This window comes from Streptomyces sp. NPDC057099, assembly GCF_042671245.1.
Classification (GTDB): Bacteria; Actinomycetota; Actinomycetes; order Streptomycetales; family Streptomycetaceae; genus Streptomyces; species Streptomyces purpurascens.
The window spans coordinates 79,798-105,360 of sequence record NZ_JBHUTX010000004.1; the positions used below are offsets into that span (position 1 = coordinate 79,798).

Annotated in this window: 19 protein-coding genes; 13 read left to right on the plus strand and 6 right to left on the minus strand. The window is 70.8% G+C overall.

Going from position 1 to position 25,563, the window contains the following annotated elements:
- Positions 1–19: 19 nt before the first annotated feature.
- Positions 20–3,313 carry a S8 family serine peptidase gene (locus tag ACFT4A_RS07220; RefSeq protein ID WP_382826735.1) on the minus strand — a complete coding sequence of 1,098 codons (3,294 nt, stop codon included), beginning with the start codon at positions 3,311–3,313 and terminating at the stop codon, positions 20–22.
- Positions 3,314–3,549: 236 nt separating this feature from the next.
- Between ACFT4A_RS07220 and ACFT4A_RS07225 the strand changes: the two genes are divergently transcribed.
- Positions 3,550–3,990 (plus strand): NUDIX hydrolase, encoded by a 441-nt coding sequence (locus tag ACFT4A_RS07225; protein WP_382827154.1) that lies wholly within the window; start codon positions 3,550–3,552, stop codon positions 3,988–3,990.
- A gap of 14 nt (positions 3,991–4,004) precedes the next feature.
- Here the strand turns inward: ACFT4A_RS07225 and ACFT4A_RS07230 are convergent, their stop codons facing one another.
- A complete protein-coding gene (locus ACFT4A_RS07230; RefSeq protein ID WP_382826737.1) occupies positions 4,005–5,540 on the minus strand; it encodes an IS200/IS605 family accessory protein TnpB-related protein in 1,536 nt (511 codons plus the stop codon).
- A 519-nt stretch (positions 5,541–6,059) separates the two neighbouring features.
- Between ACFT4A_RS07230 and ACFT4A_RS07235 the strand changes: the two genes are divergently transcribed.
- Together ACFT4A_RS07235 and ACFT4A_RS07240 are read left to right on the plus strand one after the other, a co-directional pair.
- Positions 6,060–7,817, plus strand: a complete 1,758-nt coding sequence (locus ACFT4A_RS07235; RefSeq protein ID WP_382826738.1) for a TIGR03767 family metallophosphoesterase — start codon at positions 6,060–6,062, stop codon at positions 7,815–7,817.
- Positions 7,818–7,912: 95 nt separating this feature from the next.
- Entirely contained in the window at positions 7,913–9,118 is a 1,206-nt protein-coding gene (locus ACFT4A_RS07240; RefSeq protein ID WP_382826740.1) for a serine hydrolase domain-containing protein, read from the plus strand.
- Positions 9,119–9,167: 49 nt separating this feature from the next.
- On the opposite strand, the gene ACFT4A_RS07245 is transcribed toward ACFT4A_RS07240, so the two are convergent.
- Complete coding sequence (locus ACFT4A_RS07245) at positions 9,168–9,845, minus strand: response regulator transcription factor (protein ID WP_382826742.1); 678 nt, start codon at positions 9,843–9,845, stop codon at positions 9,168–9,170.
- Complete coding sequence (locus ACFT4A_RS07250) at positions 9,842–11,101, minus strand: ATP-binding protein (RefSeq protein WP_382826744.1); 1,260 nt, start codon at positions 11,099–11,101, stop codon at positions 9,842–9,844. Before ACFT4A_RS07250 ends, ACFT4A_RS07245 begins: the two co-directional genes overlap by 4 nt.
- A 119-nt stretch (positions 11,102–11,220) precedes the next feature.
- On the opposite strand from ACFT4A_RS07250, the gene ACFT4A_RS07255 reads away from it, so the two are divergent.
- The 3 genes from ACFT4A_RS07255 to ACFT4A_RS07265 are packed head-to-tail and all read left to right on the plus strand — an operon-like array spanning position 11,221 to position 14,560.
- Positions 11,221–12,168 (plus strand): ATP-binding cassette domain-containing protein, encoded by a 948-nt coding sequence (locus ACFT4A_RS07255; RefSeq protein ID WP_382826746.1) that lies wholly within the window; start codon positions 11,221–11,223, stop codon positions 12,166–12,168.
- The gene (locus ACFT4A_RS07260; RefSeq protein ID WP_382826748.1) at positions 12,165–13,727 is read left to right on the plus strand and encodes an ABC transporter permease subunit; all 1,563 of its coding nucleotides are present in this window, start codon (positions 12,165–12,167) and stop codon (positions 13,725–13,727) included. The genes ACFT4A_RS07255 and ACFT4A_RS07260 overlap by 4 nt, the downstream gene beginning before the upstream one ends.
- Positions 13,724–14,560: an ABC transporter permease subunit gene (locus ACFT4A_RS07265; RefSeq protein WP_382826749.1), complete on the plus strand. Its 837-nt coding sequence runs from the start codon at positions 13,724–13,726 to the stop codon at positions 14,558–14,560. The genes ACFT4A_RS07260 and ACFT4A_RS07265 overlap by 4 nt, the downstream gene beginning before the upstream one ends.
- Before the next feature lie 44 nt (positions 14,561–14,604).
- Here the strand turns inward: ACFT4A_RS07265 and ACFT4A_RS07270 are convergent, their stop codons facing one another.
- Together ACFT4A_RS07270 and ACFT4A_RS07275 are read right to left on the minus strand one after the other, a co-directional pair.
- Positions 14,605–14,832, minus strand: coding sequence for a DUF397 domain-containing protein (locus tag ACFT4A_RS07270; protein ID WP_382826750.1), 228 nt, complete (start codon positions 14,830–14,832; stop codon positions 14,605–14,607).
- Between the two features lie 4 nt (positions 14,833–14,836).
- Positions 14,837–15,718 (minus strand): helix-turn-helix domain-containing protein, encoded by an 882-nt coding sequence (locus ACFT4A_RS07275; RefSeq protein WP_382826752.1) that lies wholly within the window; start codon positions 15,716–15,718, stop codon positions 14,837–14,839.
- A 201-nt stretch (positions 15,719–15,919) separates the two neighbouring features.
- Between ACFT4A_RS07275 and ACFT4A_RS07280 the strand changes: the two genes are divergently transcribed.
- The 7 genes from ACFT4A_RS07280 (at position 15,920) to ACFT4A_RS07310 (ending at position 25,485) form a co-directional block, all read left to right on the plus strand.
- On the plus strand, positions 15,920–16,258 hold the full coding sequence (locus ACFT4A_RS07280) for an ATP-binding protein (protein ID WP_382826754.1): 339 nt from the start codon (positions 15,920–15,922) through the stop codon (positions 16,256–16,258).
- Between the two features lie 469 nt (positions 16,259–16,727).
- On the plus strand, positions 16,728–19,208 hold the full coding sequence (locus ACFT4A_RS07285) for a Pls/PosA family non-ribosomal peptide synthetase (protein ID WP_382826756.1): 2,481 nt from the start codon (positions 16,728–16,730) through the stop codon (positions 19,206–19,208).
- A complete protein-coding gene (locus tag ACFT4A_RS07290) occupies positions 19,208–21,655 on the plus strand; it encodes an amino acid adenylation domain-containing protein (RefSeq protein WP_382826758.1) in 2,448 nt (815 codons plus the stop codon). Before ACFT4A_RS07285 ends, ACFT4A_RS07290 begins: the two co-directional genes overlap by 1 nt.
- A 7-nt stretch (positions 21,656–21,662) precedes the next feature.
- Positions 21,663–22,649, plus strand: coding sequence for a TauD/TfdA family dioxygenase (locus ACFT4A_RS07295; protein WP_382826760.1), 987 nt, complete (start codon positions 21,663–21,665; stop codon positions 22,647–22,649).
- Positions 22,646–23,722, plus strand: a complete 1,077-nt coding sequence (gene sbnB, locus ACFT4A_RS07300) for a 2,3-diaminopropionate biosynthesis protein SbnB (RefSeq protein ID WP_382826762.1) — start codon at positions 22,646–22,648, stop codon at positions 23,720–23,722. The genes ACFT4A_RS07295 and sbnB overlap by 4 nt, the downstream gene beginning before the upstream one ends.
- Before the next feature lie 44 nt (positions 23,723–23,766).
- Positions 23,767–24,753, plus strand: a complete 987-nt coding sequence (gene sbnA / locus ACFT4A_RS07305) for a 2,3-diaminopropionate biosynthesis protein SbnA (protein WP_382826764.1) — start codon at positions 23,767–23,769, stop codon at positions 24,751–24,753.
- Positions 24,754–24,765: 12 nt separating this feature from the next.
- On the plus strand, positions 24,766–25,485 hold the full coding sequence (locus ACFT4A_RS07310) for a 4'-phosphopantetheinyl transferase family protein (protein ID WP_382826766.1): 720 nt from the start codon (positions 24,766–24,768) through the stop codon (positions 25,483–25,485).
- Positions 25,486–25,563 lie beyond the last annotated feature (78 nt).

The window sequence follows — 25,563 nt, forward strand, 5'->3', positions numbered from 1 at the left end:
CAGAGACTGTCGGCCTGAGTTACGGCACGACCTTCTCGATCTTCACGCTGCCCAGGCCCGCGACCGTGCCGCGCGCGTTGACCAGCTGGACCTGCCCGAAGAACTCACGCCCCTCGGGAGCGGCCGCCGCGGCGGTGACGCTGCCCGAGACCGTGGCCGACGCGCCCGTGCCGAGCTTCACCGGCGCCGAGCCGTCGACGCCGACGGTGCCGAGGGACGGGGAGAAGAACACGTCCTGGTAGTCGTAGGCGGTGGTGCCGGCCGGCACCGAGTAGCCGACGACCTCGACCGTGTACTTGCCCGCGGCCGGGGAGGGGACGGAGACCGACTCCTCCGAGTCGCCGTCGGCGGAGCTGCCGACCTGCGTGCCGGCGGCGTTGTAGACCGCGAGGTCCAGGTCCGCGGCCGTGTCCGAGACACCGCCGATGGCGACGTCCAGGGACTTCGCGCCCGCGGGCACCTCGACCGTGGTGGTCTGCGTCTCACCCTGCTTGATCGACGGACGGGTCGTCTTCGCCGAGCCGAGCGGGCCGCCCACCAGCTTGCCGTCGAGCGCGGCGAAGCCGTTCGTCACCTTCCAGGAGGCGGCGGCCGGGGTGCCGACCTTCGCCTCGGGCACGGTCACGGTCTCCGGGTCGAAGGCCGCGCCGAGCACGGCGACATCCAGCTTGTACGGGTTGTCCAGCAGCGGCGACGTACGGCGCGACTCGACCTCGATCTCCCACACGCCCGGCTGCGGGTTCGCGTACGAACGCAGGTCGGGGCGGCAGGTGTTGGCCGGGTTGGCGTAGTTCGGGTAGCAGTTGATCGTCGACGTCGGGTCGGACGGGACGCCGTACGGGTGGATGGAGATGAACCGGGTCTGGCTCTTGTCCTTCAGCCCGCTCATCGCGACCTCGAGCGTCTTCGCGCCCTCGGGCACGGTGACGTAGTAGTGCTGCGAGCTGTTGCGCTGCACCGAACCGGACGCGGAGTACGTGTACTTCAGCGGCTCGGCGGCGACGACCGTGTTCAGGACCTGCTTGTCGATGCCCTCGGTCTTCGGGTCGTCGACCTCGAGGATCGCGCTCTTGATACCGGCGGACTTCGGCGCGGCCTGGACCTTGACGGTCACCGGCTGGTTCAGCGGCAGCTTCACCTCGTCGGAGCCGACGACGCGGAACGTGCCGCCCGCGTTGTTCTCGAAGTGCAGCTCGTGCCGGATCGCCTTGTCGGCGCCGGACGTACGCGTGACGGTGACCTCGTAGGTCTTCTTCTGGCCGGCCTTCAGGCCGCCCTCACGGTCGTAGAGGCCCGTGCCGAAGCCCGGGGTCTTCAGGAACTGGTCGATCGCGGTGTCGACCGGCGCCTTCACCGTGTAGGCGTGCGAGGTGGCGTCGTCGCGGATCGAGTCCCAGGCGTCCTCGATGTTCATGAGGCCCGCGCCCTCCTCGTACGCCTGCACACCCTTGATGTGGTCGGCGGTCGAGGTGAGGGCCGTGCGCAGGGTCGCCGGCGTGAGGTCGATCTTCTTCTGCTTCGCGGCCGACAGCAGCAGCGCGGCGGCGCCGGCGGCCTGCGGGGAGGCCATCGAGGTGCCCTGGAGCATGCCGTAGCCGGCCGGCAGGGTGTAGCCCGCCTCGGCGACCGGGGCGCCCGGCATCCAGGTCTGGATGGTGTTGATCGCGGCACCCGGGGCGATCAGGGTCGGCGTGAAGCCGCCGTCCTCACGCGGGCCGCGCGAGGAGAACGGCATCAGCGCGTACTTCTTCTCCACGACCGAGCCGTAGTTGGCGGCCCAGGTCTCCTTGGAGACGGACGCGCCGACCGAGATGACCTTCTCGGCCAGGGCCGGGTCGCCGATGGTGTTGGTGCCGGGGCCGGAGTTGCCCGCGGAGATCACCAGCTGGACGCCGTACTCGTCGATCAGGCGCGTGTACAGCTCGGCGCGCGCGTTGTTGCCGTCGTTCAGCGCCGGCAGACCGCCGATGGACATGTTGACGATGTCGACGCCGCGCTTGGTGACGAGGTCGATCATGCCCTCGGTGAGCGCGACGTTGGTGCAGCCGCCCGACCAGGTGCAGGCGCGCGAGGAGACCAGCTTGGCGCCCGGAGCCGCGCCGTCCATCGTGCCGCCGAACAGGCCGTTCGCGGCGGTGATGCCGGCGACGTGCGTGCCGTGCTCGGACTCGATGACGCCGATGTTGACGAAGTCGGCCTTCGCGCCGGACGCGGTGACGACGTCCTTGCGGATCTCGACGACGAACGGCTGCCGCTCGGCGATGTCGGTCTTCGGGTCGTCGGTGCCGAAGTACCCGACCTGGAAGCCGTCCTTGTACGGCTTCATCGCGGTGTCGTCACCGAAGTCGTTGTTGTTGTTCAGGTCGACGCGGACCGTGCCGGACGCGGCGTCGTACAGCACGCCCCAGGCGTCGGTGGTGTCCCCGTCCCGGTTGGCGTCGCCCGCCGCGTCGCCGCCGGTCGTGTACGACTCCAGGAAGGTGCTGACCTTGAAGGAGCCCGCCGGGGCCGTCCAGGTCTTCCCGCCGTAGGTGAAGCTGGGCCCGGAGACGGAGGCGGTCATCGGGCGCCAGGTGCGGTCGCCGTCGACGACCGGGTCGGTCGCGGTGACCCAGTCGACGATCTTCCGCTCGCCGGTGGTGGTCTTCTGCAGCGCCGGGTGGCCGAGGTCCACACCGGAGTCCAGGATGCCGATGGTGATGCCGCGGCCGTCGGCCTTCGGGTGGTCCTCGACGAAGTCGACCGCGCCCGTCTCGAAGGACGGGTTGTACGGGTTCTCCGCCGGGGTCTTCTTCCCGGGCGCCGGGTACGTCCCCTTCGCGGCCTTGGCGCCCTTGGCGGCGTCCGCGCTCGGCGTCGGGTCGTCCAGCGGGATCTCCTCGCGCAGGTCGATGCCGTGCACGGAGGAGAGCTTGGCGGCGGCGGCGATGGCCGAGTCCGCCCGGGAGGTCGGGACGGTGGCGCGGACGTAGCCCAGCTTGTCGTCGGCCCGGCCCACCGTGCCGCCCTTGACCGCGTCCAGCTGCCCGGCGACCTGCTCGGTCTTGCCCGGCGCGGTGGCGATCATCATCGTGACGGTCTTGTCGCCGTCGGCCTTGGCCTCCGCGAGGAGGTCCGCGTCGTCCGAACCGAGCTTGTCGGGCGCGGACTTGACGTCCGGGTCGGCGGGGGCGGAGGCGCCCGGGCCGTCGGCGGCGAAGGCCAGGGGGATCGGCCCGGCCGCGGAGAGCGCGGCGACGAGACCGGCGGCCACGGCTATCCGGGCCACACGTCTCGGGCCCGATATCGGGTCTCGCTGGGGGGTGAGGGTCATCGGCATCCCTTGTTGGTAAAGGAACGAGCGGGAACGACCAGGACCGATCGACCCTGGTCGCAACGGTCCGAACGCGAGCCCGGACGATCGCACAGCTTTGCGTAAAGGCACGCTCTTTGGGGACTGTTGACCGAAACGAGATGGATGTATGGGGAAAACCCGCGATGCGTTTTGCGGGCATCAGTCCTGAAGACGGCGAAATCGGTTAACGTCCCTGAGTGCGAGAGAAGTTGAGGGTGGCGGCCTACGCCGTATGCGTCCGTGACGGACAGATCCTGCTCGCCTGCTCACCCGCCCAGGACGGCACCCCCGAGTGGGTCATGCCGGGCGGCGGCATGGAGCACGGCGAGGATCCCTACGACACCGTGCGACGGGAGGTGGAGGAGGAGACCGGGTACCGGATAGAAGTGACCGGACTGCTCGGCGTGGACTCCTCCCACCGCGTGTTCGACGACGGCTCCGGAAGCCCCGTCGACCATCACGGCGTCCGGTTCGTCTACGAGGGCCGCATCACCGGCGGCGAACTCCGCAACGAGGTGGGCGGCTCCACCGACCTCGCCGCCTGGCAGGACCTGGACGCGGTGCCCGGACTGGTCCGCATCGGGCTGGTCGACACGGCCCTGCGACTGTGGCGGGAGCGCCCGGCCGACGGCCGGCTCAACGGCGTCCCGGAATAGGTGCAGTACCGTTCCTAGAGACTGAGTGGGAGTGAGTCCTGTTGCCAGGACTGTTGCTCAGCCGCGTGCTCCGAACGGTGCTGGGCACGCTGGTCGCCCGCTTTCGCTCCGCGTCCGGGCGGCACGATTCGTGATCGTGGTCCGGGAATGCGGGGGCGGGGTTCCTCACGCCGTCGGGTCTCCGGTCGGGCCTGGGCGGTCCGATGCCCCGCACGATCACTCTGGTCGTGTGGGGGCGGTGCCGTCCGTCGCCGGACCGGGTGCCCGAGGGCGCGTCGTCCGATCGCCACGGCTGCCGCGTCGTGGCGAGTGGGTGTGCGGTTGGGTGTGGTCAGGGGCTGCTGCCAGTGCTGGGCACCCCATCGGGAGGTGTAGGCCGGGTCCACCGCGACGATCGCGATGCCCTGTTCGGCGGCCATCGCGACCAAACGGGCCGTCAGCTTGGCGGTGGGGAAGCGGGAGATCAGACGGCGGAAGCGTTTTTTGCGGCCGTGCTTCTCCCGCGTCCTGCCGTCGCTGAAGTCGAGGTCTTCGATCGCGATCGCCGCGGCTCCGCAGCGGTGGGTGTGGTGCAGCAGCCGGGTGAGGGCGTGGCGGATCTGGGCGTCCCGGTGCGATGCGGTGCCGGACAGGTCGTAGATGTAGCGCTGAGGTTCGCCGACGGGGTTGCCGTCGATGTCGAGGTGCCAGGCGGCGAGGTGGTCGTCGTTCATGTCGACCGCCACCACCCCCTGCGCGAGGGCCGCGTCCATCGGCAGGATTGGGGCGGCTGCGCGCTGCCAGGAGGCGGTGACATACCAGCGGCCGCGCGCGACGTCGTGGTGAATGCGGTAGGCCACCCCCCGGTTTGTGCTGACCCGGTCCGCCCATTCCTCGCCGCGATGCCTGAACACCACCGCGGCGTTCAGTGCGTACCGGTTGCGCGGGGCGTTGGCTAGATGGCCAAGGGCGGCCGGGAGTCTGATAGAGACCTGCCCGCTGGCGGTGATGCGGATGGTCTCGTTGCCGAAGCGTTTGCCGGACTCCCCGTCGGCGGCCAGGAACATCCGAGCCGCCTGCCAGCGCTCCCGCCAGGCCGTCTCGTTCAGCCCGGCCTGGTCCAGGTGGTGGCGCAAATGGGCCAGTCTCTTGCCGCCGCGCACCGCACGCACCCGGCCCGCCGCCCAGTCCGTCTCCACGGCGGTCAGGCGGCCCTTCAGCGTGTGCAGCCGGCGGGCCTTGGCATGCCACTCCGCCCGCGAGCCGTAACCGCGCACCAGTCTCGCCCGCTTGTCCGCCCTGGCGTCCAGCGGACGCGCCAGCCGAGCCTCGATCGAGACGATTTGCCCACGCAGCGACACGATCTCGGCTGCCTGGCAGCGCCGGGCCAGTGACCACCGGTCATTGGTGGCCTTGGTGATGCTGCCTGCCCACCGCGCTGAGGTAAGACCGGTCAACTCCCGCTTTCGAGCGGCCCACGCCGCCGAGTCGTGCGCCAACCCCTGCCCGCAGCGCCCAGCCAGGTCGCGAGACGCCAGCGCGCCGAGAAATGCACCGACCTCGGCCAGCACCGCAGCATCAGTCTTCGAGACCCGCAGCCGTGCCCGGATCGCCACCCCTGAGGGGCCGGGCACCACGAAAGACGCCGCTACTTCCCGCAACCCGCCCAAGCCGTCCCCCCGGGCCCCGCATCGAACATCCCCTTACCCACCCAACGAACCCCACCCGTGAAGGTCACGCATTCGATGGGCAAACCACTGTTCATTTCCGCCGAAGCCCGTCGACGCGCTCCGGGTCGACCACACCAGTCACTCACTCGTACATGCCAATGCGCACTCACGCTCACCGGTGTGGAAACAGCTCTGAACCCCGGAAGATGAACACCGAGTGACCGACTCCGGGCCGTTCCCGGAGCGGTCGTCGACGCGCGGGGTAGTCCAAGATCCACGTACGGTGATCGGCGCTGCCCGTTGCCGTCGCGTTTACGCGCAGGTCATTCCCGATGCCAACGATCCAGTGTGAGCGGGGTGTTCGTTCGACGAACGCCCCGCGACCACTGCCGACGCGTTCGTACTCGGGGAGAGAAGCGCATGTCGCGCACACGCTCAGTCGCAGGATCCGGCCAGGGCATCCACCGTCGTTCCGTCCTCGCCGCCGGCGGCGCGGTCGCCCTCTCCGCGGGCGTCGGCTACGCCCTGCGGCCCAGCGACAGCCAGGCCGCCACGGCCAAGGAGGCGACCGAGGCCGTCGCGGCCTCCTCGCGCCAGGCACCGGCCGCGCCGCTGGCCCCCTACACCAAGGGCACCACCCTCGCCTCCGTCGCCACCCCGCGCGGCAGTTCCGGCTACCGGCGCCTCGGCGACGGAGCCGGCTGGCAGCGGGTCGTGCGCTCCGACCTGGCCGCGCCCAAGTCCGGCCGTACCGGGCGGCGTACTCCGCTCGCGGCGTTCGTGCAGCTCACCGACCTGCACATCATCGACGCCCAGCACCCGCTGCGCCTGGAGTACCTCCGCTCGGCCGACATCCACGCCTGGCGGCCGCACGAGGCGCTGACCGTGCAGGGCGCCATCGCGCTGGTGGAGCGGATCAATGCGCTCCGAGGCGCCCCCGTCACCGGCGCCCCGCTGCACTTCGCCATGACCACCGGCGACAACACGGACAACAACGCCAAGTCCGAGCTGGACTGGTTCCTGAAGATCATGAGCGGTGGGCGCATCACGCCCAACACCGGGAACCCGCGCCAGTACGAGGGCGTCCAGAACAGCGGCCTCAAGCAGTACTGGCAGCCGGACGCCGCGGTCCGCGACAGCGACAAGCAGGTCGGCTTCCCGCAGCTCGACGGCTTCCTGAAGGCCGCCGTCCGCGAGGTCCGCAGCCCCGGCCTCAACCTGCCCTGGTACTCCACGGTCGGCAACCACGACTCCCTGCCGATGGGCTGCTACGCCTCGCACGGCGACTCCTACCTCACCGAACTCGCCGTCGGCGGCAAGAAGCTGATGGACGTGTCCGCGGCCGAGGCGCAGCAGCTCCAGGCGCAGATCAAGAAGGCCCGGGACCCCGAGGGCGTCCGCTACCACGACTTCCTCAAGTCCCACGCCCGCTCCATGCGCTCGGTCACCCCGGACGAGAGCCGCGCCCCCTTCACCTCCGCCGAGTACCTCCAGGCACACCTGGACCCGGCCCACCGCGGTGTCGGCCCGGCCGGCCACGGCTACTCCTCCGCCAATCTGGACGCCGGTACCCAGTACTACGCCTTCCGCATCTCCGACGACGTCATCGGCATCAGCCTGGACACCACCGACGCGGGCGGCCACTACGAGGGCTCCCTCGGCACGACCCAGATGAAGTGGCTCGAGAAGACCCTGCGGGAGAACAAGGACTCCCACGCGGTGATCTTCAGCCATCACACCAGCAAGACGATGACGAACCTCCGCAGCGACCCGGCCAGGCCCGACGAGCGCCGCCACGACGGCCAGGAGGTCCTCGCCCTCCTCGGCGGCCACCGCAACGTGCTCGCCTGGGTGAACGGCCACATCCACAAGAACGTCATCACCCCGCACTCGATGTCCGGCGGCGGCTCCTTCTGGGAGATCTCCACCGCCTCCCACGTCGACTTCCCCCAGCTGGCCCGGGTCATCGAGCTGACCGACAACAAGGACGGCACGATCTCGCTGTTCACCACGCTGGTGGAGTCCTCGGCCCCGCACCGCACGGACTTCTCCGACCTCTCCCAGACCGGCCTGGCGGCCCTCTACCGCGAGTTGTCCCTGAACGCCCCCGGCGCGAACGCGACCCTCGGCGGCGACCCGGAGGACCGCAACACCGAACTGGTGCTGAAGAAGGGCTGATTGCCGCTCAACCGTCCGGGCCCGGTCAACCCGGGCCCCCGGCGGCCCAGTCCCACCCCCTGACACAGCTCGATGTGACAGGGGGAAACGGGGACATGAAGAGACATCTGCGTACGGCCCTGACGGCGGCGACGGCCGTGGCGCTGACGGCGGCGCTGGCCGCCCCGGCGCTCGCCGCTCCGTCCGACGGGGGGCATGACGCGACGCGGCAGGCGGTACGGGCCGCGGTCGCCGACGGCGTGCCGGGCGTGACCATGACCGTGCGGCGGGGGCACGGCACCTGGGCGGCCACGGCCGGCGTCGGCAACCTCAAGACGGGCAAGCCGCGTTCGACGGCGGACCACTACCGCGTCGGCAGCATCACGAAGACGTTCGTCGCGACCGTCCTCCTGCAACTGGAGGCGGAGGGGAAGCTCTCGCTCGACGACACGGTGGAGAAGTGGCTGCCGGGCCTGGTCCGCGGCAACGGCCACGACGGCCGGAAGGTCACCCTGCGGCGGCTCCTGAACCACACCAGCCGCATCTACGACTACCTGGACGACACGGGTTTCCAGCAGAAGTACATGACCGCGGACGGCTTCATGAAGCACCGTTTCGACGAGGCGACCCCCGAGGAACTGCTCGCCTTCGCCATGGCGAACGAGCCGTATCCCGAGTCGGACGAGCCGTTCAACTACTCCAACACCAACTACGTCCTGGCCGCCCGGGTGATCGAGAAGGCCACCGGCGGCGACGACTACGGCGACGAGATCGAGCGCCGGATCATCGCCCCGCTGCACCTGACCTCGACCTCGGTCCCCACCACCCGGGTCACCCTGCCACGGCCCAGCAGCCGCACCTACTCCAAGCTGGTCAAGCCGGACGTGGGCGGCCCGACGTACGACGTCACGGAACTGAACCCGCGCCTGGCCTACGGCTCCGGCCAGATGGTCTCCAGCTCGGCCGACCTGACCCGCTTCTACTCGGCCCTGCTCCGGGGCAGGCTGCTCCCGCCCGAGCAGCTGAAGGAGATGAAGACCACGGTCCCCTCCAGCCGGGACACCAGCCGCTACGGCCTGGGGCTCGTCGACCGCGAGCTGAGCTGCGGCGTCCACGTCTGGGGCAACGACGGCGGCATCTTCGGTTCGAACTCGGACGCGGTGACGACCGACGACGGCCGGCACTCCCTGGCCGTCAACTTCAACGGCGACTGGTCGGGCAGCACTGACGCGATCATCGAGGCGGAGTTCTGCGCCGGCCGCGGCGCGCTGCCGGTTGCGCAGCAGGCGACCCGGATGGTGCCCGGGCCGGTGGGGTCGTAGATGCGGCGTCGCGCCTCCGCTCGCGGGCCGTCAGCCCCTGGCGCCATGCTCAGTCGGGTGGGGCGCCTGTGTCGATGATCCGATACCCCACGCCGGGTGTGGTGGCGATGACCGGGGGGTCGCCGAGTTTGCGTCGCAGGCGGCTGATGGTCACCGTGACGGTGTTGGTGAACGGGTCGGCGTGTTCGTCCCATACCTGTTCGAGGAGGTCCTCCGCGCTGAGAAAGGCGGGGCTCGCGTTGAGGAGGGCTTCGAGTACCGCGAATTCCTTGACGGAGAGGTCGAGTTGGTGACCGTCGCGGCTGGCGGTGCGGCGCATCGGGTCGAGTTCGATGCCCGCAGTGCGCAGGGTGCGGGACCGGGCGGCGGGGCGGCGGCGGGCCAGGGCGCGGATGCGCAGGACGAGTTCGGGAAAGTGGAAGGGCTTGGCGAGGTAGTCGTCGGCGCCCAGGGTCAGGCCGCTGACACGGTCCCCGGGTGAAACGGCGGCGGTCAGCATGAGGACCATCACGCGGTCGTCCCGCTCGGTGATCATCTGGCAGAGGGTGTCGCCGTGGATGCCTGGCAGGTCGCGGTCGAGCACGACGACGTCGTACGCGTTGACGTCCAGCTTGGCCGCGGCGTCGAGCCCGTCGTGGGCCACGTCCACGGCCATGCCCTGGTCGCGCAGTCCCTCGACGATGACTTCGGCGAGGGGGCGGGCGTCCTCGACCACCAGGACTCTCAACGCGCCACGCCCGTCTCTGTGTCGGGGGCTTCCGCCGTAGCCCTGCCATCCGTGCGGGGGAGGGCGACGGTGACGCGCAGGCCGCCGTCGGGGCGGGCGCGCAGCTCCAGGGTGCCGTGGTGGGCCCGAGTGATGGCCGCGACGATGGAGAGGCCGAGGCCGCCGCCCTGGCCGGTGCCGGTCCGGTCGGCGCCAAAGCGGCGGAAGGGCCGCGCGAGGTCCGCCACCCGACGCTGGTCGAGGACCGGTCCGCTGGACTCGACGACGAGGGACACCGCGCCTGCGTCGTCTCCTTCGGCCCGTACCGCGACACCGATCCAGCCTCCGGTGCCGTTGTGCGCGATCGCGTTGTCGACCAGGTTGTCGGCCACGCGGCGCAGCAGCGTCTGGCTGCCCCACACCCACGCGGAGTCGTCGATCCGGTTCTCACGCACGGTCAGGCCCTTGGCCGCGATGTCCTTTGCCCGTCCGGTGAGGGCGGTCAGCGCGAGTTGGCCGAGGGCGAGGCGCGCCGAGTCGGTGAACTCGCCGTGCTGGGTGCGAGCCAGGACCAGGAAACTCTCCAGCAGCCGGTCCATCTGGTCGAGTTCGGTGCGCATCCGGGCGCCCAGCGTGGCCGTGGTCTCGGGTACGGGGCCCGGCTTGGCGAGGGCCACGTCCAGGGAGGCCCGCATCGTGGTGAGCGGGGTGCGCAGTTCGTGGGAGGCGTTGGCGACGAAGAGGCGCTGGGCGTCGAAGGAGTGCTCCAGGCGGCCGAGGAGGTCGTCGATGGTGTCGGCGAGGTCCTTCACCTCGTCGCCGGGGCCGTCGATGGCCAGGCGTTCGTGCAGGCTGTCGGCGGTGATCCGGCGGGTGGCCGCTGTCATCACGCGCAGCGGGCGTAGCACCCGGCCGGCGACGAACCAGCCGAGGCCGACCGAGATCACCGCCATGACGCCGAGAGCGCTGGCGGAGCCGATCAGGATCTGCCGGGACTGGGTGTCGTGCTCCTGGGCCAGCTGCTGCTTCAGCTCGCCGATGCGGCCCTGGGCCTGTGCCGCCGTGGCGGGCTGATCGGTGCCGCCATCGGGGGCGGCCTGGCTGGAGCGCGATCCGCCGGATGCCACCACGGCCGCGATGGCCAGCAGCGCCGTTCCCGACAGCAGGAACAGAGTCACGTACAAGGCGGTGAAGCGGGTGCGGGCAGTGCCACGGCGCAGGCCGAGCCGGGCGGTCAGGCCCGCGAGCCGTCGGGGCCGACCCCATTTCGTCCGCATGCTCCCCTCCCGTCGGCGCATCAGGACATGTACCAGGCCAGCCTAGGTCGCGGCGCCTAACAGCGAGATGACAGTGGCCGTTCGGCCCCTGTAACTCGCTCCGTCACAGGGTGGGGCCCATGAGCGATGAGAGTACGAAGGCGACGATCGAGGTCATCGGTCTGCGTAAACGCTTCGGGCCACAGCTGGCGCTAAACGGGATGACGTTCACCGTGCGGCCCGGACGGGTGACCGGCTTCGTCGGCCCGAACGGCGCGGGCAAGTCCACCACCATGCGCGTGATCCTTGGCCTTGACGCGGCTGAGGAGGGAAAGGCCCTGGTCGACGGGGTGCCGTACCGCACCCTGCGTCGCCCGCTTCGGCATCTGGGGGCACTGCTCGACGCCTCCGCGCTGCAGCCGAGCCGCACCGCCCGTAACCACCTGCTGTGGCTGGCCCACTCACAGGGCGTGCCGGCCCGGCGCGTGGACGAGGTCATCGAACAGGCCGGCCTGGGCACGGCGGCCCGGCGCAAGGCCGGCGGCTTCTCGCTGGGCATGCGCCAGCGCCTGGGGATCGCGGCGGCGCTGCTCGGTGACCCGCCGGTCGTCATGCTGGACGAGCCGTTCAACGGCCTCGACCCCGACGGCATCCTGTGGATGCGCGGCTTCCTGTCGTCGCTGGCCCGGCAGGGCCGCGCCGTTCTGGTCTCCAGTCACCTGATGAGCGAACTCCAAGACACCGCGGACCATCTCGTGGTGATCGGCCGCGGTCGGGTCGTCGCGGACACCGGCGTGTCCGAGCTGCTCGCCGAGGCATCCGGCGGCCGGGTCACCCTGCGTACCTCCGCGCCTGCCCGCGCCGCCCAGGCCCTGCACGGCGCGGGCGCCACCGTTCTCGCCACCGGCCCCGACACCCTCGGCGTCACGGGCCTGCCCGACGAGGAGATCGTGGCCCTGCTCGCCCGGAACGGGGTGCCGTTCTCCCAGGTGTCCACGCACCGGGCGACGCTCGAAGAGGCGTACATGGAGCTCACCCGGGACGCGGTGGAGTACCGGGGCATCCCGGCGAGGGAGGCCACGCGATGACCGTCACCCTCACCCCTCGCCCCCCGGCCACGAGGCGCGCTGAGCGGAGTGGGTTCCTCAGGACGCTGCACGCCGAGTGGACGAAGTTCCGTACGGTACGCGGCTGGGTCCTCGCCATGGCGGGGGCGCTCCTGGTGACGATCGTGGTCGGCCTGCTCGGCACGGCCGCCCCCGCCCCCGGCGGTCGCGGCGCCGACTCCGCCTCGTATCCGAAGGGCCCCGGCGGCGAGGCCGTCAACGACAGCTTCTACTTCATCCACAAGACACTCACCGGCGACGGCGCCCTCACTGTTCCCCTGCTGTCGCTGACTGGTGTGGCCGACACCGGGACCGGCAAGACGGCCCAGGGCGCCCAGCCTTGGGCGAAGGCCGGGATCATCGTGAAGGAAAGCCTCACCCAGGGATCCCCGTACGCGGCGGTCATGGCCACCGGCGGCCACGGCGTACGCATGCAGTACGACTACACGCACGACACGGCGGGCCCTTCCGGCAAGGTCTCCCAGGAGTCCCCGCGCTGGCTGCGCCTGGTCCGCTCCGGTGACAGTCTCACCGGTTCCACCTCCACCGACGGCTCCCACTGGACCAAGGCCGGCCATGCGAAGCTGCCGGGGCTTGCGCGCACCGTGCAGGCCGGGCTCTTCGCGACGTCACCGCAGGCGAAGCAGGACACGGCGGCGGGCACGGGCTTCAGTCCCGCCGTGGCCACCGGCGCCTTCGGCCGCCCCGCCCTCACGGGCGACTGGTCCCAGGGGGCGTGGAGCGGCACACAGGTGGGCGGCGACGCGGGCACCTCCGGCAGCTACACGAACACCACCGAGGGCGGCTTCACCCGGACCGACGGCGGCGGGTTCACCGTGACCGGGGCCGGTGACATCGCACCGGTCGTCGGCGGGCCCGTCATGGGCGTCGGCTTCTCCGTCGAGAACTTCCTCGTCGGCACCTTCGCCGGACTGATCGTGGTGATCACCGTGGGCACGGTGTTCATCACCGGCGAGTACCGGCGCGGTCTGCTGCGTACGACCATGGCGGCAACTCCCCTGCGGGGCCGGGTGCTTGGCGCCAAGGCGCTGGTGGCCGGGGGCGTCGCGTTCGCCATGAGCCTGGTGGCCGCCGCGATCACCGTTCCCATCGGGGAACACAGCGCGCGTGGCAGGGGCTTCCATGTCTTCCCCGCCACGTCGGCGACCGAAGTGCGCGTCATGGCCGGCACCGGCCTGCTCTGCGCGGCCGCCGCCGTGCTCGCCCTCGGCGTCGGTGCCCTGCTGCGGCGCAGCGGCACGGCAGTCGCCCTGGTCACCGCGTCGATCGTGCTGCCCTTCCTGCTTGCCACCTCCGGCGTACTGCCCCCGGCCGTCTCGGAGTGGCTGCTGCGGGTGACCCCGGCTGCGGGCTTCGCCATCCAGCAGACCCTGCCGCGGTACGCGCAGGTGCTCAGCGTGTACGAGCCGTCGACCGGCTACTACCCGCTGGCGCCATGGGCCGGCCTCGCCGTGCTGTGCGGATACGCCGCGCTCGTCTTCGGTCTGGCCGTGGTGCGGCTGCGCGGGAGGGACGTATGAGTCTCCTGAGCGGTGCACGACTCACGAGTACTGCGGACGGCGCGTGGCGAGGGGACTTCGGCCGCGCCCTGCACGCGGAGTGGACGAAGCTGCGCACCACAGGGGACATGGGCAGGTTGCTCCTGCTCGCCGTCGCACTGACCGTGGCCATCGGCTGCGGCACTGCCAAGGCCGTGAAGTGCCCGGACGCGGGGTGCGGCCAGGACGCCGTCAAGCTCGCCCTGACCGGCGTCACCGTCGGGCAGGCGGTCATCGCCGTCCTCGCGGTGCTGGCCGTCAGCGGCGAGTACGGCACCGGCATGATCCGCACCACGTTCACGGCGGTGCCGAACCGGCTCACCGTCCTCACCGCCAAGGCGACGGTTCTCACCACGGTCGTCATGGCCTCCGGGACGGTCGCCGTCCTGGCCTCCCTCCTCGTCGGCCGCTACATCCTGCCCGGCAACGGATTCACCGAGGCGCACGGCTATGCCCCGCTGTCCCTGGGCGACGGCCCGACCCTGCGCGCGGCCGTGGGCTCGGTCCTCTACCTCGTCCTGATCGCCCTGATCGGCCTCGGCGTGGCGACGGCGGTACGGGAGGCGGCGACCGCCATCGGGATCGTGCTCGGGCTGCTCTACCTCTTCCCGGTCGTCACCCAGGTGGTCAACGACCCGGAGTGGCAGCGCCACCTCCAGCAGATCTCGCCCATGACCGCCGGACTCGCGGTCCAAGCCACCGTCCATCTGCACGAGCTGCCCATCGGCCCATGGGCCGGCCTGAGCGTGCTCGCCACGTGGGCCGCAGCCGCGCTGCTGGTCGGCAGCCTGCTGCTGCACAGGCGCGACGCGTAGCCGCATCGGGCCGGGCACCATGGTTCTGCGCCAAGTAGCCGCCGCTACGGCTTCTCCTCCCGGCCGACGTGGGTGAGGAATGCCGTCCACGCGGCCGGGGCGAGGAGCAGGGCGGGGCCGGTGGGGGATTTGGAGTCGCGGATGGCTATGGAGGGGGTGGGGGAGGGGGAGAGGTGGGCGGCTTCCAGGCAGTTCTGGCCGGGGTCGCTGTATGAAGACTTGAACCAGGCATCGGCGGGGGCGAGTTCGGTTGCGATGGGGTGAGTGGTCATGGGCCTACAGCTCTCGTTCTAGTCGGTGCAGGAAGTCCGGCGTGTCCTCGGGCGGCAGCGCCGATGCTGTCATGGCGTCGAACCTTCGGTGGAAACGGTCGACTTCACGTGGCTTGTCCGCGGTGGACACGGAACCCCACGCGCTGTCGGTCTGCACACGTGGCGGCAGCTCGTCCCCGAAGTCGAGGATGGCGAAGTCATTGGTCGAGCGATAGCTCCGGCGGAACGGCAGGACCTGAATCGTGACGTGATCCCAGCCGGCCAGCTTCTCGATCTTCGCGTACTGCTCATGCATCACCTCCGCGCCTCCCACCGGATACCGCAGCGCGGCCTCTCCGAGGATGACGTGCAGCTTGACCGGGTTCTCGCGGGTGAGCACCTGCTGTCGCTTCATCCGCAGCTCCACACTGCTGCGGATGAACTCCGACGTGTACTCCTCGACCGGCTTGTGCAACTCGTGGGTGGCGAGGGCGTACGCCTCGGTCTGCAGCAGGCCGTAGACCACGGTCGGGTGATAGGCCTTCATGGCACGAGCCTCGGGCTCCAGCCCGACGAACCCCGGCATGCCCGCAGGCATGAGCCCTCGGTACTGCGTGAGCCAGTCCTGCTGGTTGGACTCCTTGTTGAGGCTGATCAGCGACTCGACGACCTCCTCATCGGTGACGCCGTACTTGTCCAGCAGCTTGCGCAGATCGCCGACGTTGCGGAAGTTCAGTGAGCCCGACTCGATCCGTTGCAACGAGGCCTCGGAGATCCGCAGTCCGACGACCGCCTGCCTGCGGGTGAACCCGCCGCCCCGGTCGCCCAGACCACAGTTCTCCCGTAACTGACGCAGCTGCAAGCCGAGTTCCAGCCGCTGCGCTGTGCGCCCGCGTTTGGCCGCCATGTGCACCGCCCCTACGATCCAACACGTTGTGCTCGTATCCGTGTGCAGAGTGTGACACCCCCTGTTGGTCCCGCGCAGCCGGTTGTGCAGAACTGGGCATAGTCCAATTTTCTGCCGCCTGATTAATCAGCTGCGTTTCGATTGAAGTCGAAAGGCGAGGCCCGCCACCGTAAAGGGGCAGCTCAAGCGAAAGGGACTCCCATGCCCCACCCCCACACCCCTGCCCTCCTCACCCACGACTGGTCCATGGGCTACCCCATGACCCTCCGCAGCGTCCGACTGGCCCGGCTGCACAACGCGGTACTGCACGGCAGGGTCGTGGGACACGAACTGTGGTTGCGACAAGCCGTGCTGGAGGACGGCCGGCTGTCCATCGAGGTCTCGGACCCGGTACGGGCGTTTCCGGAGGTCAGGGAGTGGGCGGGAGGAGAGACCGGCCGGGGTCTGCTGGTGGTGTCCCGGATCGCCGAGGAACTGGACTGGTTCCTGCGCGAGGAGGTCGGCAAGACGGTACGGGCACGCCTCGCGGCCGGTACGTGACACAACTGTCGGGGCCGCCCGCTTCTTTGCCAGTGTCGTGCTGCGGCGAGCCGAGTAAAGGGCGCTGCGCGTCGCCTGCGGCGATCGGCCTCCGGCCGCCCCTTGACTCACCTCGCCGCAGCACGGGAGAGAAGCGAGCGAACGGCCCGGAAAGGCGGGTGGCCGAGCCCTGTGTGCGGTCATCGGCCCGTTGGCTTGCCGGACGGCGTGGGCGTACGCGCCCGCGTCTCGCAAGCACGCCGGGTGGGCTCGGCGGCGATCGGAGCGTCTGGGCGCTTACGGAGGGTGTTGGCCCAGGCAGGCCGAGGTGCTGGTGGCCGAAGGGCTCCGATCGGCCATCTATGAGGCATCCGGTTGGTGAGATACCCGCTCACGTTTCGAGAAGTAGGCAGGAGCTTCATACCTCGGCTGCCCGGCTCCGAACCCCTAGTGAGGCAGAGGAGAAGTCGGCACCCGAGGGGGTTTTCTCATGGCGGGACAGCAGCTCCAGGAGGTGGTCAGGGGCTCCGTTGTCGCCGAGCGGTTCGCCGCGTTGCTGGCGGAGGTCGCTCACCTGGACGAGGTGCGGATCGACAGCGACTTCTTCGATGATCTCGGTGCCGACTCCCTGGTGATGGCGCACTTCTGCGCACGGGTGAGGAACCGGCCGGAGCTGCCGGCGGTGTCGATGCGCGATGTCTACCGGCATCCGACCGCCGGCGGACTGGCGGCCGCCCTGGTCGACAGCACCCCGCCGCCACGACCCGAATCCGAGGCGCGCAGCCCATCGGGACTGCCCGCGGCGCCGGTACCGGCACCGGCGCCGCCGACCGGCCGCCCGCACCGGGTGCTTTGCGGGGCACTCCAGCTGCTGGCCTTCCTCGGCTATGCCTTCCTCCTCGCGGCCGTCACCGCACAGGGCTACGAATGGATCGCCGCGCAGGAGCACCTGCTCGACGCCTATCTACGGAGCGTCGTCTTCGGCGCCGCGCTGTTCGTCGTGCTGTGTGCCCTGCCCGTGGTCGCCAAGTGGGTGCTGATCGGCCGGTTCACGCCACGGCGGTTCCGCGTCTGGAGCCTCACCTACTTCCGGTTCTGGCTGGTCAAGACGCTGATCAGGTCGAGCCCCCTGGTCCTGTTCGCCGGTTCGCCGCTCTACCCGCTCTATCTGAGGGTCCTGGGTGCGCGGATCGGCAAGGGGGTGACGATCCTGTCGCGCAGCGCCCCCGTCTGCACCGATCTGCTGTCTGTCGGTGACGGCACGCTCGTCCGCAAGGACGCGCTGCTCAGTTGCTACCGCGCGGTCGACGGTGTGATCGAGACGGGGCCGGTCACCCTGGGCCGGGGTGCGGTCGTGAGTGAGGTGACGGTGCTGGACATCGGGTCCCGGCTGGGGGAGGGGTCCCGGCTCGCGCACGCGTCCTCCTTGCACACCGGGCAGACGGTCCCCGACGGTGAGCACTGGCACGGCTCTCCGGCCCAGCCCGCGGACGGGGCCTTCCCGGAGGTGGAGCCCGCCCGGTGCGGCACCCCGCGGCGAGCGACGCACGGCGTTCTGATACTGCTCACGGCGCTGCTGGTGTATCTGCCGCTGGCCGTGGGCTGCCTGGACGTGCTGCTCTCCCGGATGCTGGAGGGATCCGCCGTACTGAAGGGCGGGGCGACGGTGCTCTATGTCGACCTGCTGATCGTCACGGTCGTCGTCTTCTTCGGCGGGGTGCTCGCCGCGCTGGTGGTCCTGGCCACCGTTCCCCGGCTGCTGGGTAGCTTCGTCCGGCCCGGCCGGACGTACCCGCTCTTCGGCTTCCGCCACACCGTGCACCGCACGATCGTCCTGATGACGAACAGGAAGTCCCTGACCCGGCTGTTCGGCGACAGCACCTGCATCGTCCACTACCTGCGCTGGATCGGCTATCGCCTCTCCCCGGTCGAGCAGACCGGCTCCAACTTCGGCACCCAGGTCAAGCACGAGAGCCCCTTCTTGAGCGCGGTGGGCACCGGGACCATGGTCGCCGACGGGTTGTCCTTGATGAACGCCGAGTACTCCAGTACGTCGTTCCGGCTGTCGCGGACCGCGATCGGGGCGCACAACTTCCTCGGGAACCGGATCGCCTATCCGGTGGGCGGTCGGACCGGCGACAACTGCCTGCTGGGTACGAAGGTGGCGATTCCCGTCAGCGGGCCGCTCCGGCACGATGTCGGACTGCTCGGCTCGCCCTGCTTCGAGATCCCGCGGTCGGTGGCGCGGGACAGCACCTTCGACGCACTCAAGGAGGGCAACGGTCTCGGCCGCCGTCTTGCCGCCAAGAACCGGCACAACGCCGTCACCATGGCCTGGCACCTGCTGACGGGATGGCTGTTCTTCTTCTGTGTGGTTCTGTTGTTCGCGCTCGCCGCGAGCCAGTACCCGGTGTGGGGCACGGCGGTCCTCGCGCTCGCCAACGCCGTCATGCTGCCGTTCACCCTGCTGTACTTCGTCCTCCTGGAGCGGGCCGTCACGGTGGTGCACCGGCCGGAGCCGCTGTTCTGCTCGATCTACGACCGCCGGTTCTGGCGTCGCGAGCGGTACTGGAAGGTTCCCTCCGAGACGTATCTGCACGTCCTCGACGGCACGCCGTTCAAGAGCCTCGTATGGCGCCTGCTCGGCGTGCGGATCGGGGCCCGGGTCTTCGACGACGGTTGCGCCGTGACCGAGCGGCCGATGGTCCGGATCGGGGACGACTGCACCCTCAACGCGGGCAGCGTCCTGCAGTGCCATTCGCAGGAGGACGGCACGTTCAAGTCGGACCGCAGCGCGCTCGGTGCCCGCTGCACCCTCGGCGTCGGAGCGTTCGTGCACTACGGCGTGACGGTCGGGGACGGTGCCGTGCTGGCGGCGGACTCCTTCCTCATGAAGGGCGAGACGGTCCCCGAACACACCCGCTGGGCGGGCAATCCGGCTCGCCCCCTGGACGACGGAGGTGCGCGGTGATGGCAGCGACAGCGACCGAGGTCCGCGTCCCCGGGAGCGACAGCCATGCCGAGGGCGGTTTCACGGCCGTGCCCCGGTGGGCGAAGGACCCGATGCCCGGCACGGGGGAGCACATCAGCCTCGTTCCCGGCGAGGTGACGGCGTCCCTGCGGGCCCGTGCCCGTGAACTCGGTGTGCCGTTCGCCGCGATCCTCCTCGCGGCCCACGCGAAGGTGCTCGCCCTGCTCTCCGGCGATCCCGAGGTGCGCAGCGGCTGCCTCTCCCCGGCTGGGACGGAGATCTTCGAGGTGACCGTCGGGCCGGGTACCTGGGGTGAGCTGGTGCGGGCGGCGGGGCGGGCCGCGTCGGTGGTGCAGGCGCCCGGGCCCGGGCCAGAGGTGGTCTTCGTTCCCGCAGGGCAGGAGGCCGACGTCCCGTCGGCAGGCCACGGGGGCCCGCTGCTCGGCGTATCGGCAGGTGAGGACAACGGCCGGCTCGCGCTGCGCCTGCGGCACCGGACCGACCTGCTGGACGCCGACTGTGCCGCGCGGATCGGGGGGTACCACCTCGCCGCGCTGGAGGCGATCGCCGCCGACCCCGATGCCCGCCACGACCGGGGCAGCCTGCTGTCCGCGGATGAACTCCGGTTCCAGCTCGATGAGCTGGGGGCTGGGCCGCGTCGTGCGCTGCCGGACCGTCGGTTCCATGAACTGTTCGAGGAGCGGGTGCGTCGGCATCCGGACGCCGTTGCCGTGGTCCAGCAGGGGCGCGGCCTGACGTACGCGGACCTCAATACCCGGGCCAACCGGGTGGCCCGTGCCCTGCTGGCCGAGGGGCTTGTCCCGGAGGGCACGGTCGCCGTGGTGACCGAGCGCGACCTCCACTGGGCGGCCGGTGTGCTCGGTGTCCTCAAGGCCGGCGGTGTGTATCTGCCCGTCGACCCGCATCATCCGCCCGGCCGCATCGGCGCGATGCTGACCCGCGCCGAGTGTGGGTACGTCCTCACCGAACCCGGCAGCACCGGTCAGCTGGACCGGGCGCTCGAGACGCTTCCCGGAACCCGGCGGCTGCTCGTCCCGGACCTCACCGACGGGTACGCCGACGGAACGGACCTCGGCCTGGACATAGCGGCGGACCGGCTCGCGTACGTCTTCTTCACCTCCGGCTCCACCGGAGAGCCCAAGGGCGCGCTGTGCGAGCACGCCGGGCTGCTCAACCATCTGTACGCCAAGATCGACGATCTGGGCATCGGCGAGGGCACCGTGGTGGCGCAGACGGCCTCGCAGTGCTTCGACATCTCGCTGTGGCAGCTGCTCGCCGGGCTGCTGGCGGGCGGGCGGACCCTGCTGGTCGAGCAGGACGCCATCCTCGACGCGGACCGGTTCCTGGACCGGATCGCCGAGGGACGCGTCAACGTCCTGCAAGTCGTGCCGTCGTATCTCGACGTCATCCTGTCCGCGCTGGAACGCTTCCCCCGGGACCTGCCCGATCTGCGGTCTGTATCCGTCACCGGCGAGGCGCTGCGCGGTGAGCTGGTCCAGCGGTGGTTCGCCGGCGGACCCGCCGTACGCCTGGTCAACGCCTACGGGCTGACCGAGACGTCCGACGACACCCACCACGAGGTGATGGACCGGGCGCCCGCCGGCGACCGCATCCCGATCGGGCGGCCCATCGCCAACGTGCACCAGTACGTCGTCGACGAGAACCTGCTTCCGGTGCCGCTCGGCGCGCCCGGTGCCATCGTGTTCTCCGGGGTGTGCGTCGGGCGCGGCTACGTCAACGACGCTGAACGGACCTCGCTCGCCTATCTGGAAGACCCTCACCGGCCCGGCCAACGGCTGTACCGGGGAGGCGACTTCGGCCGCTGGCGGCCCGACGGGAAACTGGAGTTCCTCGGCCGTCGGGACGCGCAGGTCAAGATCCGGGGGTTCCGGGTCGAGATCGGCGAGGTCGAGAACACGCTGCTGCGGGTGCCCGGCGTCACCGACTGCGCGGTCGTGGTGACCGGCGCGGAAGGGCACGGACGACAGCTGGCCGCCTTCTGCGCGGGCGAGGGTGCGAGGAGCGCCGAGGATCTGCGGGAGCGGCTCGCGGATCTGCTCCCCGCGTACATGGTCCCGGCGTCCTTCCACCGGCTGGACCGCCTGCCGCTCACCGCCAACGGCAAGACCGACCGGAAGGCGCTCGCGGCACTCGCCGAGGGCCTCGGCCCGGCCCCGGACTCCGGCGGCGCCCCGCGCACACCGGCCGAACGGCGGCTCGCGGCGGAGTGGGCCACGGAACTCGGCCTGCCGCCCGGACGGATCCGCCGCGACGACAACTTCTTCGACCTGGGCGGCACGTCCCTGTCGGCGGTACGGCTCGCGGTCTCGCTGGACCGGGTGATCTCCCCGCGCGACCTCGCCGGCCGCCCCGTACTGGCCGACCTGGCCCACCTGATCGACACCCGTACGAGATACGAGAGGTGAGATCGACATGCTGTCGGCACTCTTCCGTAAGAACAGGGCCACCACGACAGAGACGACGGACGGTTTTCCGGTACTCGATGCCGAGGACACTCCGGATGCCCGGGCCGCGCTGCGCGAACTCGTCGCCGAGCACGGGGCCGTCACCGTCCGGGGCCTCGGCCTGCGCACTCCGGCCGACGTCGAGTCGGTCCTCCGCCGGGTGGCCGAGCGCCCCCTGGCCGAGCGCGAGGCGTTCGCCGCCCGTGACCGGCACGCGGACGGCGTCTACTCGTCGTCGGCCTGGCCGCCCAACCAGCCCATGTGCATGCACCACGAACTCAGCTACGCCCTCGAGTGTCCCGGCCTGCTGCTGTTCGCGTGCCTGGAGCCGCCCGTCGAAGGCGGTGCCACCGCCCTGGCCGACGCGACCGCCGTGCTGCGCGCGCTGCCCGGCGACCTCCTCGACCGCTTCGCCCGGGAGGGCTGGCTGCTCACCAGGGCCTACAACGAGGGGATCGGCGCGACGCTCGGTCAGTCCTTCGGCACCGACGACCGCGGCGAGGTCGAGGCCTACTGCCGTACCCACGCGATCGACTGGTCCTGGCAGCCGGACGGTTCGCTGCGGACCTGGCAGCACCGGCACGCCGTCGTACGGCACCCGGTCTCCGGCCGGCCCTGCTGGTTCAACCAGATCGCGTTCCTGAACGAGTGGACGATGGCGCCCGAGGTCAGGGAGTTCCTGATCGAGGAGTACGGACCGAACGGCCTGCCCTTCAACACCCTGTACGGCAACGGCGATCCGGTGCCCCCGGACGTCGTCGAGCAGATCAACAAGACCTATGAGGCCCACACCGTACGGCGGCCGTGGCAGCGCGGGGACCTGACGCTCGTGGACAACATCCGCACCGCGCACAGCCGGGAGGCGTACCAGGGGCCGCGGAACGTCGTGGTGGCGATGGCCGACCCCGTGCGTCCCGGCCTTCCCGGACCGCAGAAGGGGAGTGAAGCGGCATGACCACCGTGCACACCGTCCCGCAGACCGCCCGGGCGGACACCCGCATGGTGCCGTCCTTCGCCGTCATCCCCGGAGACCAGGTCAAGGAGGTGCTCCAGGGCCGTGAGAAGACCGTGGTGGAGGTCGTCGAGGCCACGTACCGCCTGCACGGCGCGGGCCGTACGGTCAACCCGCCGTCCTCCTTCCTGCGCTTCCCCGACCGGCCGACGGCACGGATCATCGCCCTGCCCGCCTCGCTCGGCGGCGAGGGCGGCGAGGGTGGGGTGGACGGCCTGAAATGGATCTCCAGCTGCCCCGCCAACGTCGCCTCGGGCATCCCCCGGGCGTCCGCCGTCCTCATCCTCAACGACCCCGTCACGGGCTACCCCTTCGCCTGCATGGAGAGCTCGATCATCAGCGCCGCCAGAACCGCCGCGTCCGCGGCGTCGGCGGCCGACCGGCTCAGCAGGGGGCGGCCGCGTCCGACCCGGCTGGGGTTCGTCGGGGCGGGTCTGATCGCCCGTTACATCCACACCTATCTGGAGGGCACCGGCTGGTCCTTCGACGCCATCGGCGTGCACGACCTGTCGCCCGACAGCGCCGCGGGCTTCCGCACCTACCTGGAGCAGTCCGGGGCCGTCGGACGCGTCACCGTGCACGGCAGCGCCGAGGAACTGATCCGCCTCAGCGACCTGATCGTCTTCGCCACGGTCGCCGACCGGCCGCACATCACCGAGCCGTCGTGGTTCCGGCACAACCCGGTGGTGCTGCACGTGTCGCTGCGCGACCTCGCCCCCGAGGTGCTGCTCGGCGCCACCAACGTCGTCGACGACATCGACCACTGCCTGCGGGCCGCCACCTCGCCGCACCTCACCGAACGCCTCACCGGCAACCGCGACTTCCTGCTCGGCACGCTCGACGATGTGATGGCCGGCCGTGTGACGGTCCCGGCCGACCGCCCGGCGGTCTTCTCACCGTTCGGCCTGGGCGTACTGGACCTCGCGGTCGGCGGCTACGTCTACGACGAGGTGGCCCGGTCCGGCGGACTGCAGGTCATCGACCACTTCTTTCACGAACTGAGCCGGCACGGCTGAGGACGGCTTCCGTCCACCATCCGGCCCTGTACGAGGAGACCATCGTGCCAGTCATAACCGTCCCCCACGCCTTCAACGAGGAGGACCTGTACGTCGACCTCGGGCCGATGACGGGACACCGGCTCTTCCTCAAGTGCGAGGGCTTCAACTTCGCCGGTTCGATCAAACTGAAGGCCGCCACCGAGATGGTGGAGTCCGCCGAGCGCGGTGGAACCCTCAGGCCGGACTCGATCCTGGTCGAGTCCTCCTCCGGCAATCTCGGCGTCGCGCTGAGCATGATCGCCGCGAGCAAGGGCTACCGCTTCGTCTGCGTGACGGACTCCCGGTGCAACCTCGCCACCCGGCTGATGATGGAGGCCCTGGGCAGCCAGGTCCACGTCGTCTCCGACGAGCACGCCGCCGGCGGTCTGCTGGGCGCGCGGCTGGCGCACCTGCGCGCCCTGTGCGCCTCGGACGACCGCTATGTGTGGCTGAGTCAGTACACCAACCCCGACAACTGGAGGGCGCACTACTTCCGGACGGCCCCGGCCATCGCCCGCTGGTTCCCGCGCCTGGACGTCCTGTTCATCGGCGTCGGCACGACCGGCACCCTGATGGGCTGCGCCCGCTGGTTCCGCTCCTGGCACCGGCCGGTGCGGATCGTCGCGGTGGACAGCGTCGGCTCGGCCATCTTCGGCGACCCGCCCGGACGGCGGATGATCCCCGGCCTCGGCATGAGCCTGCGGCCTCCGCTGCTCGACGACAGTTACGTCGACGAGGCGGTCCGCGTCGAGGAGGCCGATGCCATCCGTACCTGCCGGAACATGGCCAGGCGGGGCTTCCTGTTCGGCGGTTCGACCGGCACGGTCGTCAGCGGGGCGACGAACTGGCTCGCCCGGCACGGAACGCCGGGCCTCACGCCCGTCGCGATCGCCCCGGACCTCGGTGAGCGCTATCTCGACACGATCTACCAGAGCAACTGGGTGGAGGCCCTGTACGGCGACGAGGTGATCACGGACCCCCGCGCCGTGCGGACGGCGCCCTCCGACTGACCGAGGACGGCCATGCGTCCCGAGCGGCTGACATCCGCCGCGTGGACCCGGCCTCCGGAGCCGCCCCGCCCCGGCCGGCCCCGTGTGTGGCTGGCCCGGGTGGAAGACCTCCGAGACGTCGTGGCCCCGCTCGCCGGCACGCTGCTGGACGGCGGGGAACGGGCACGGGCCGCGGCACTGCGCCGGGCGTCGGACCGGGACGGCTACCGGGTCGCCCATGTGTGCCTGCGCCTGCTCCTCGGCGCCTACCTCCAAGTCGAGCCGCCGGACGTGACGTTCGTACGCCTGCCCTGCCCGGTGTGCGGGGGCCCGCACGGGCGTCCCGACGTGCCCGGCGTGCCCCTGTGCTTCTCCCTCTCCCGCACCGACGGACTCTTCCTCCTCGCGTTCGCGGACACGGCGGTCGGCGCGGACATCGAGCGGCTGCCCGACCCGGACACCGTCGCCGCCCTCACGGAGACGCTGCACCCCCGGGAGGCCGACGAACTCGCCGTGTGTCCCGCGGACCTGCGCCCCGCCGCCTTCGCCCGGGCGTGGACCCGCAAGGAGGCATATCTGAAAGGGCTCGGCACCGGACTCGCACGCGATCCACGCCTCGATCACCTCGGCACGTGCGCACGCGGTCCGCGCCGGATACCGGGCTGGACGGTCGACGACGTGACGGTGGGAGAGGCGGAAGAAGCGGAAGAGGACGCGGCGGCCGCCGTCGCGGTGGCCGAGCAGCGACCGTGAGGCCGGGGACGGTGACCGCCACGCCGGGGACGATGACCGTCGGGCCGGGAACGGTTCATGGAGGGAAGGTGATCGCGC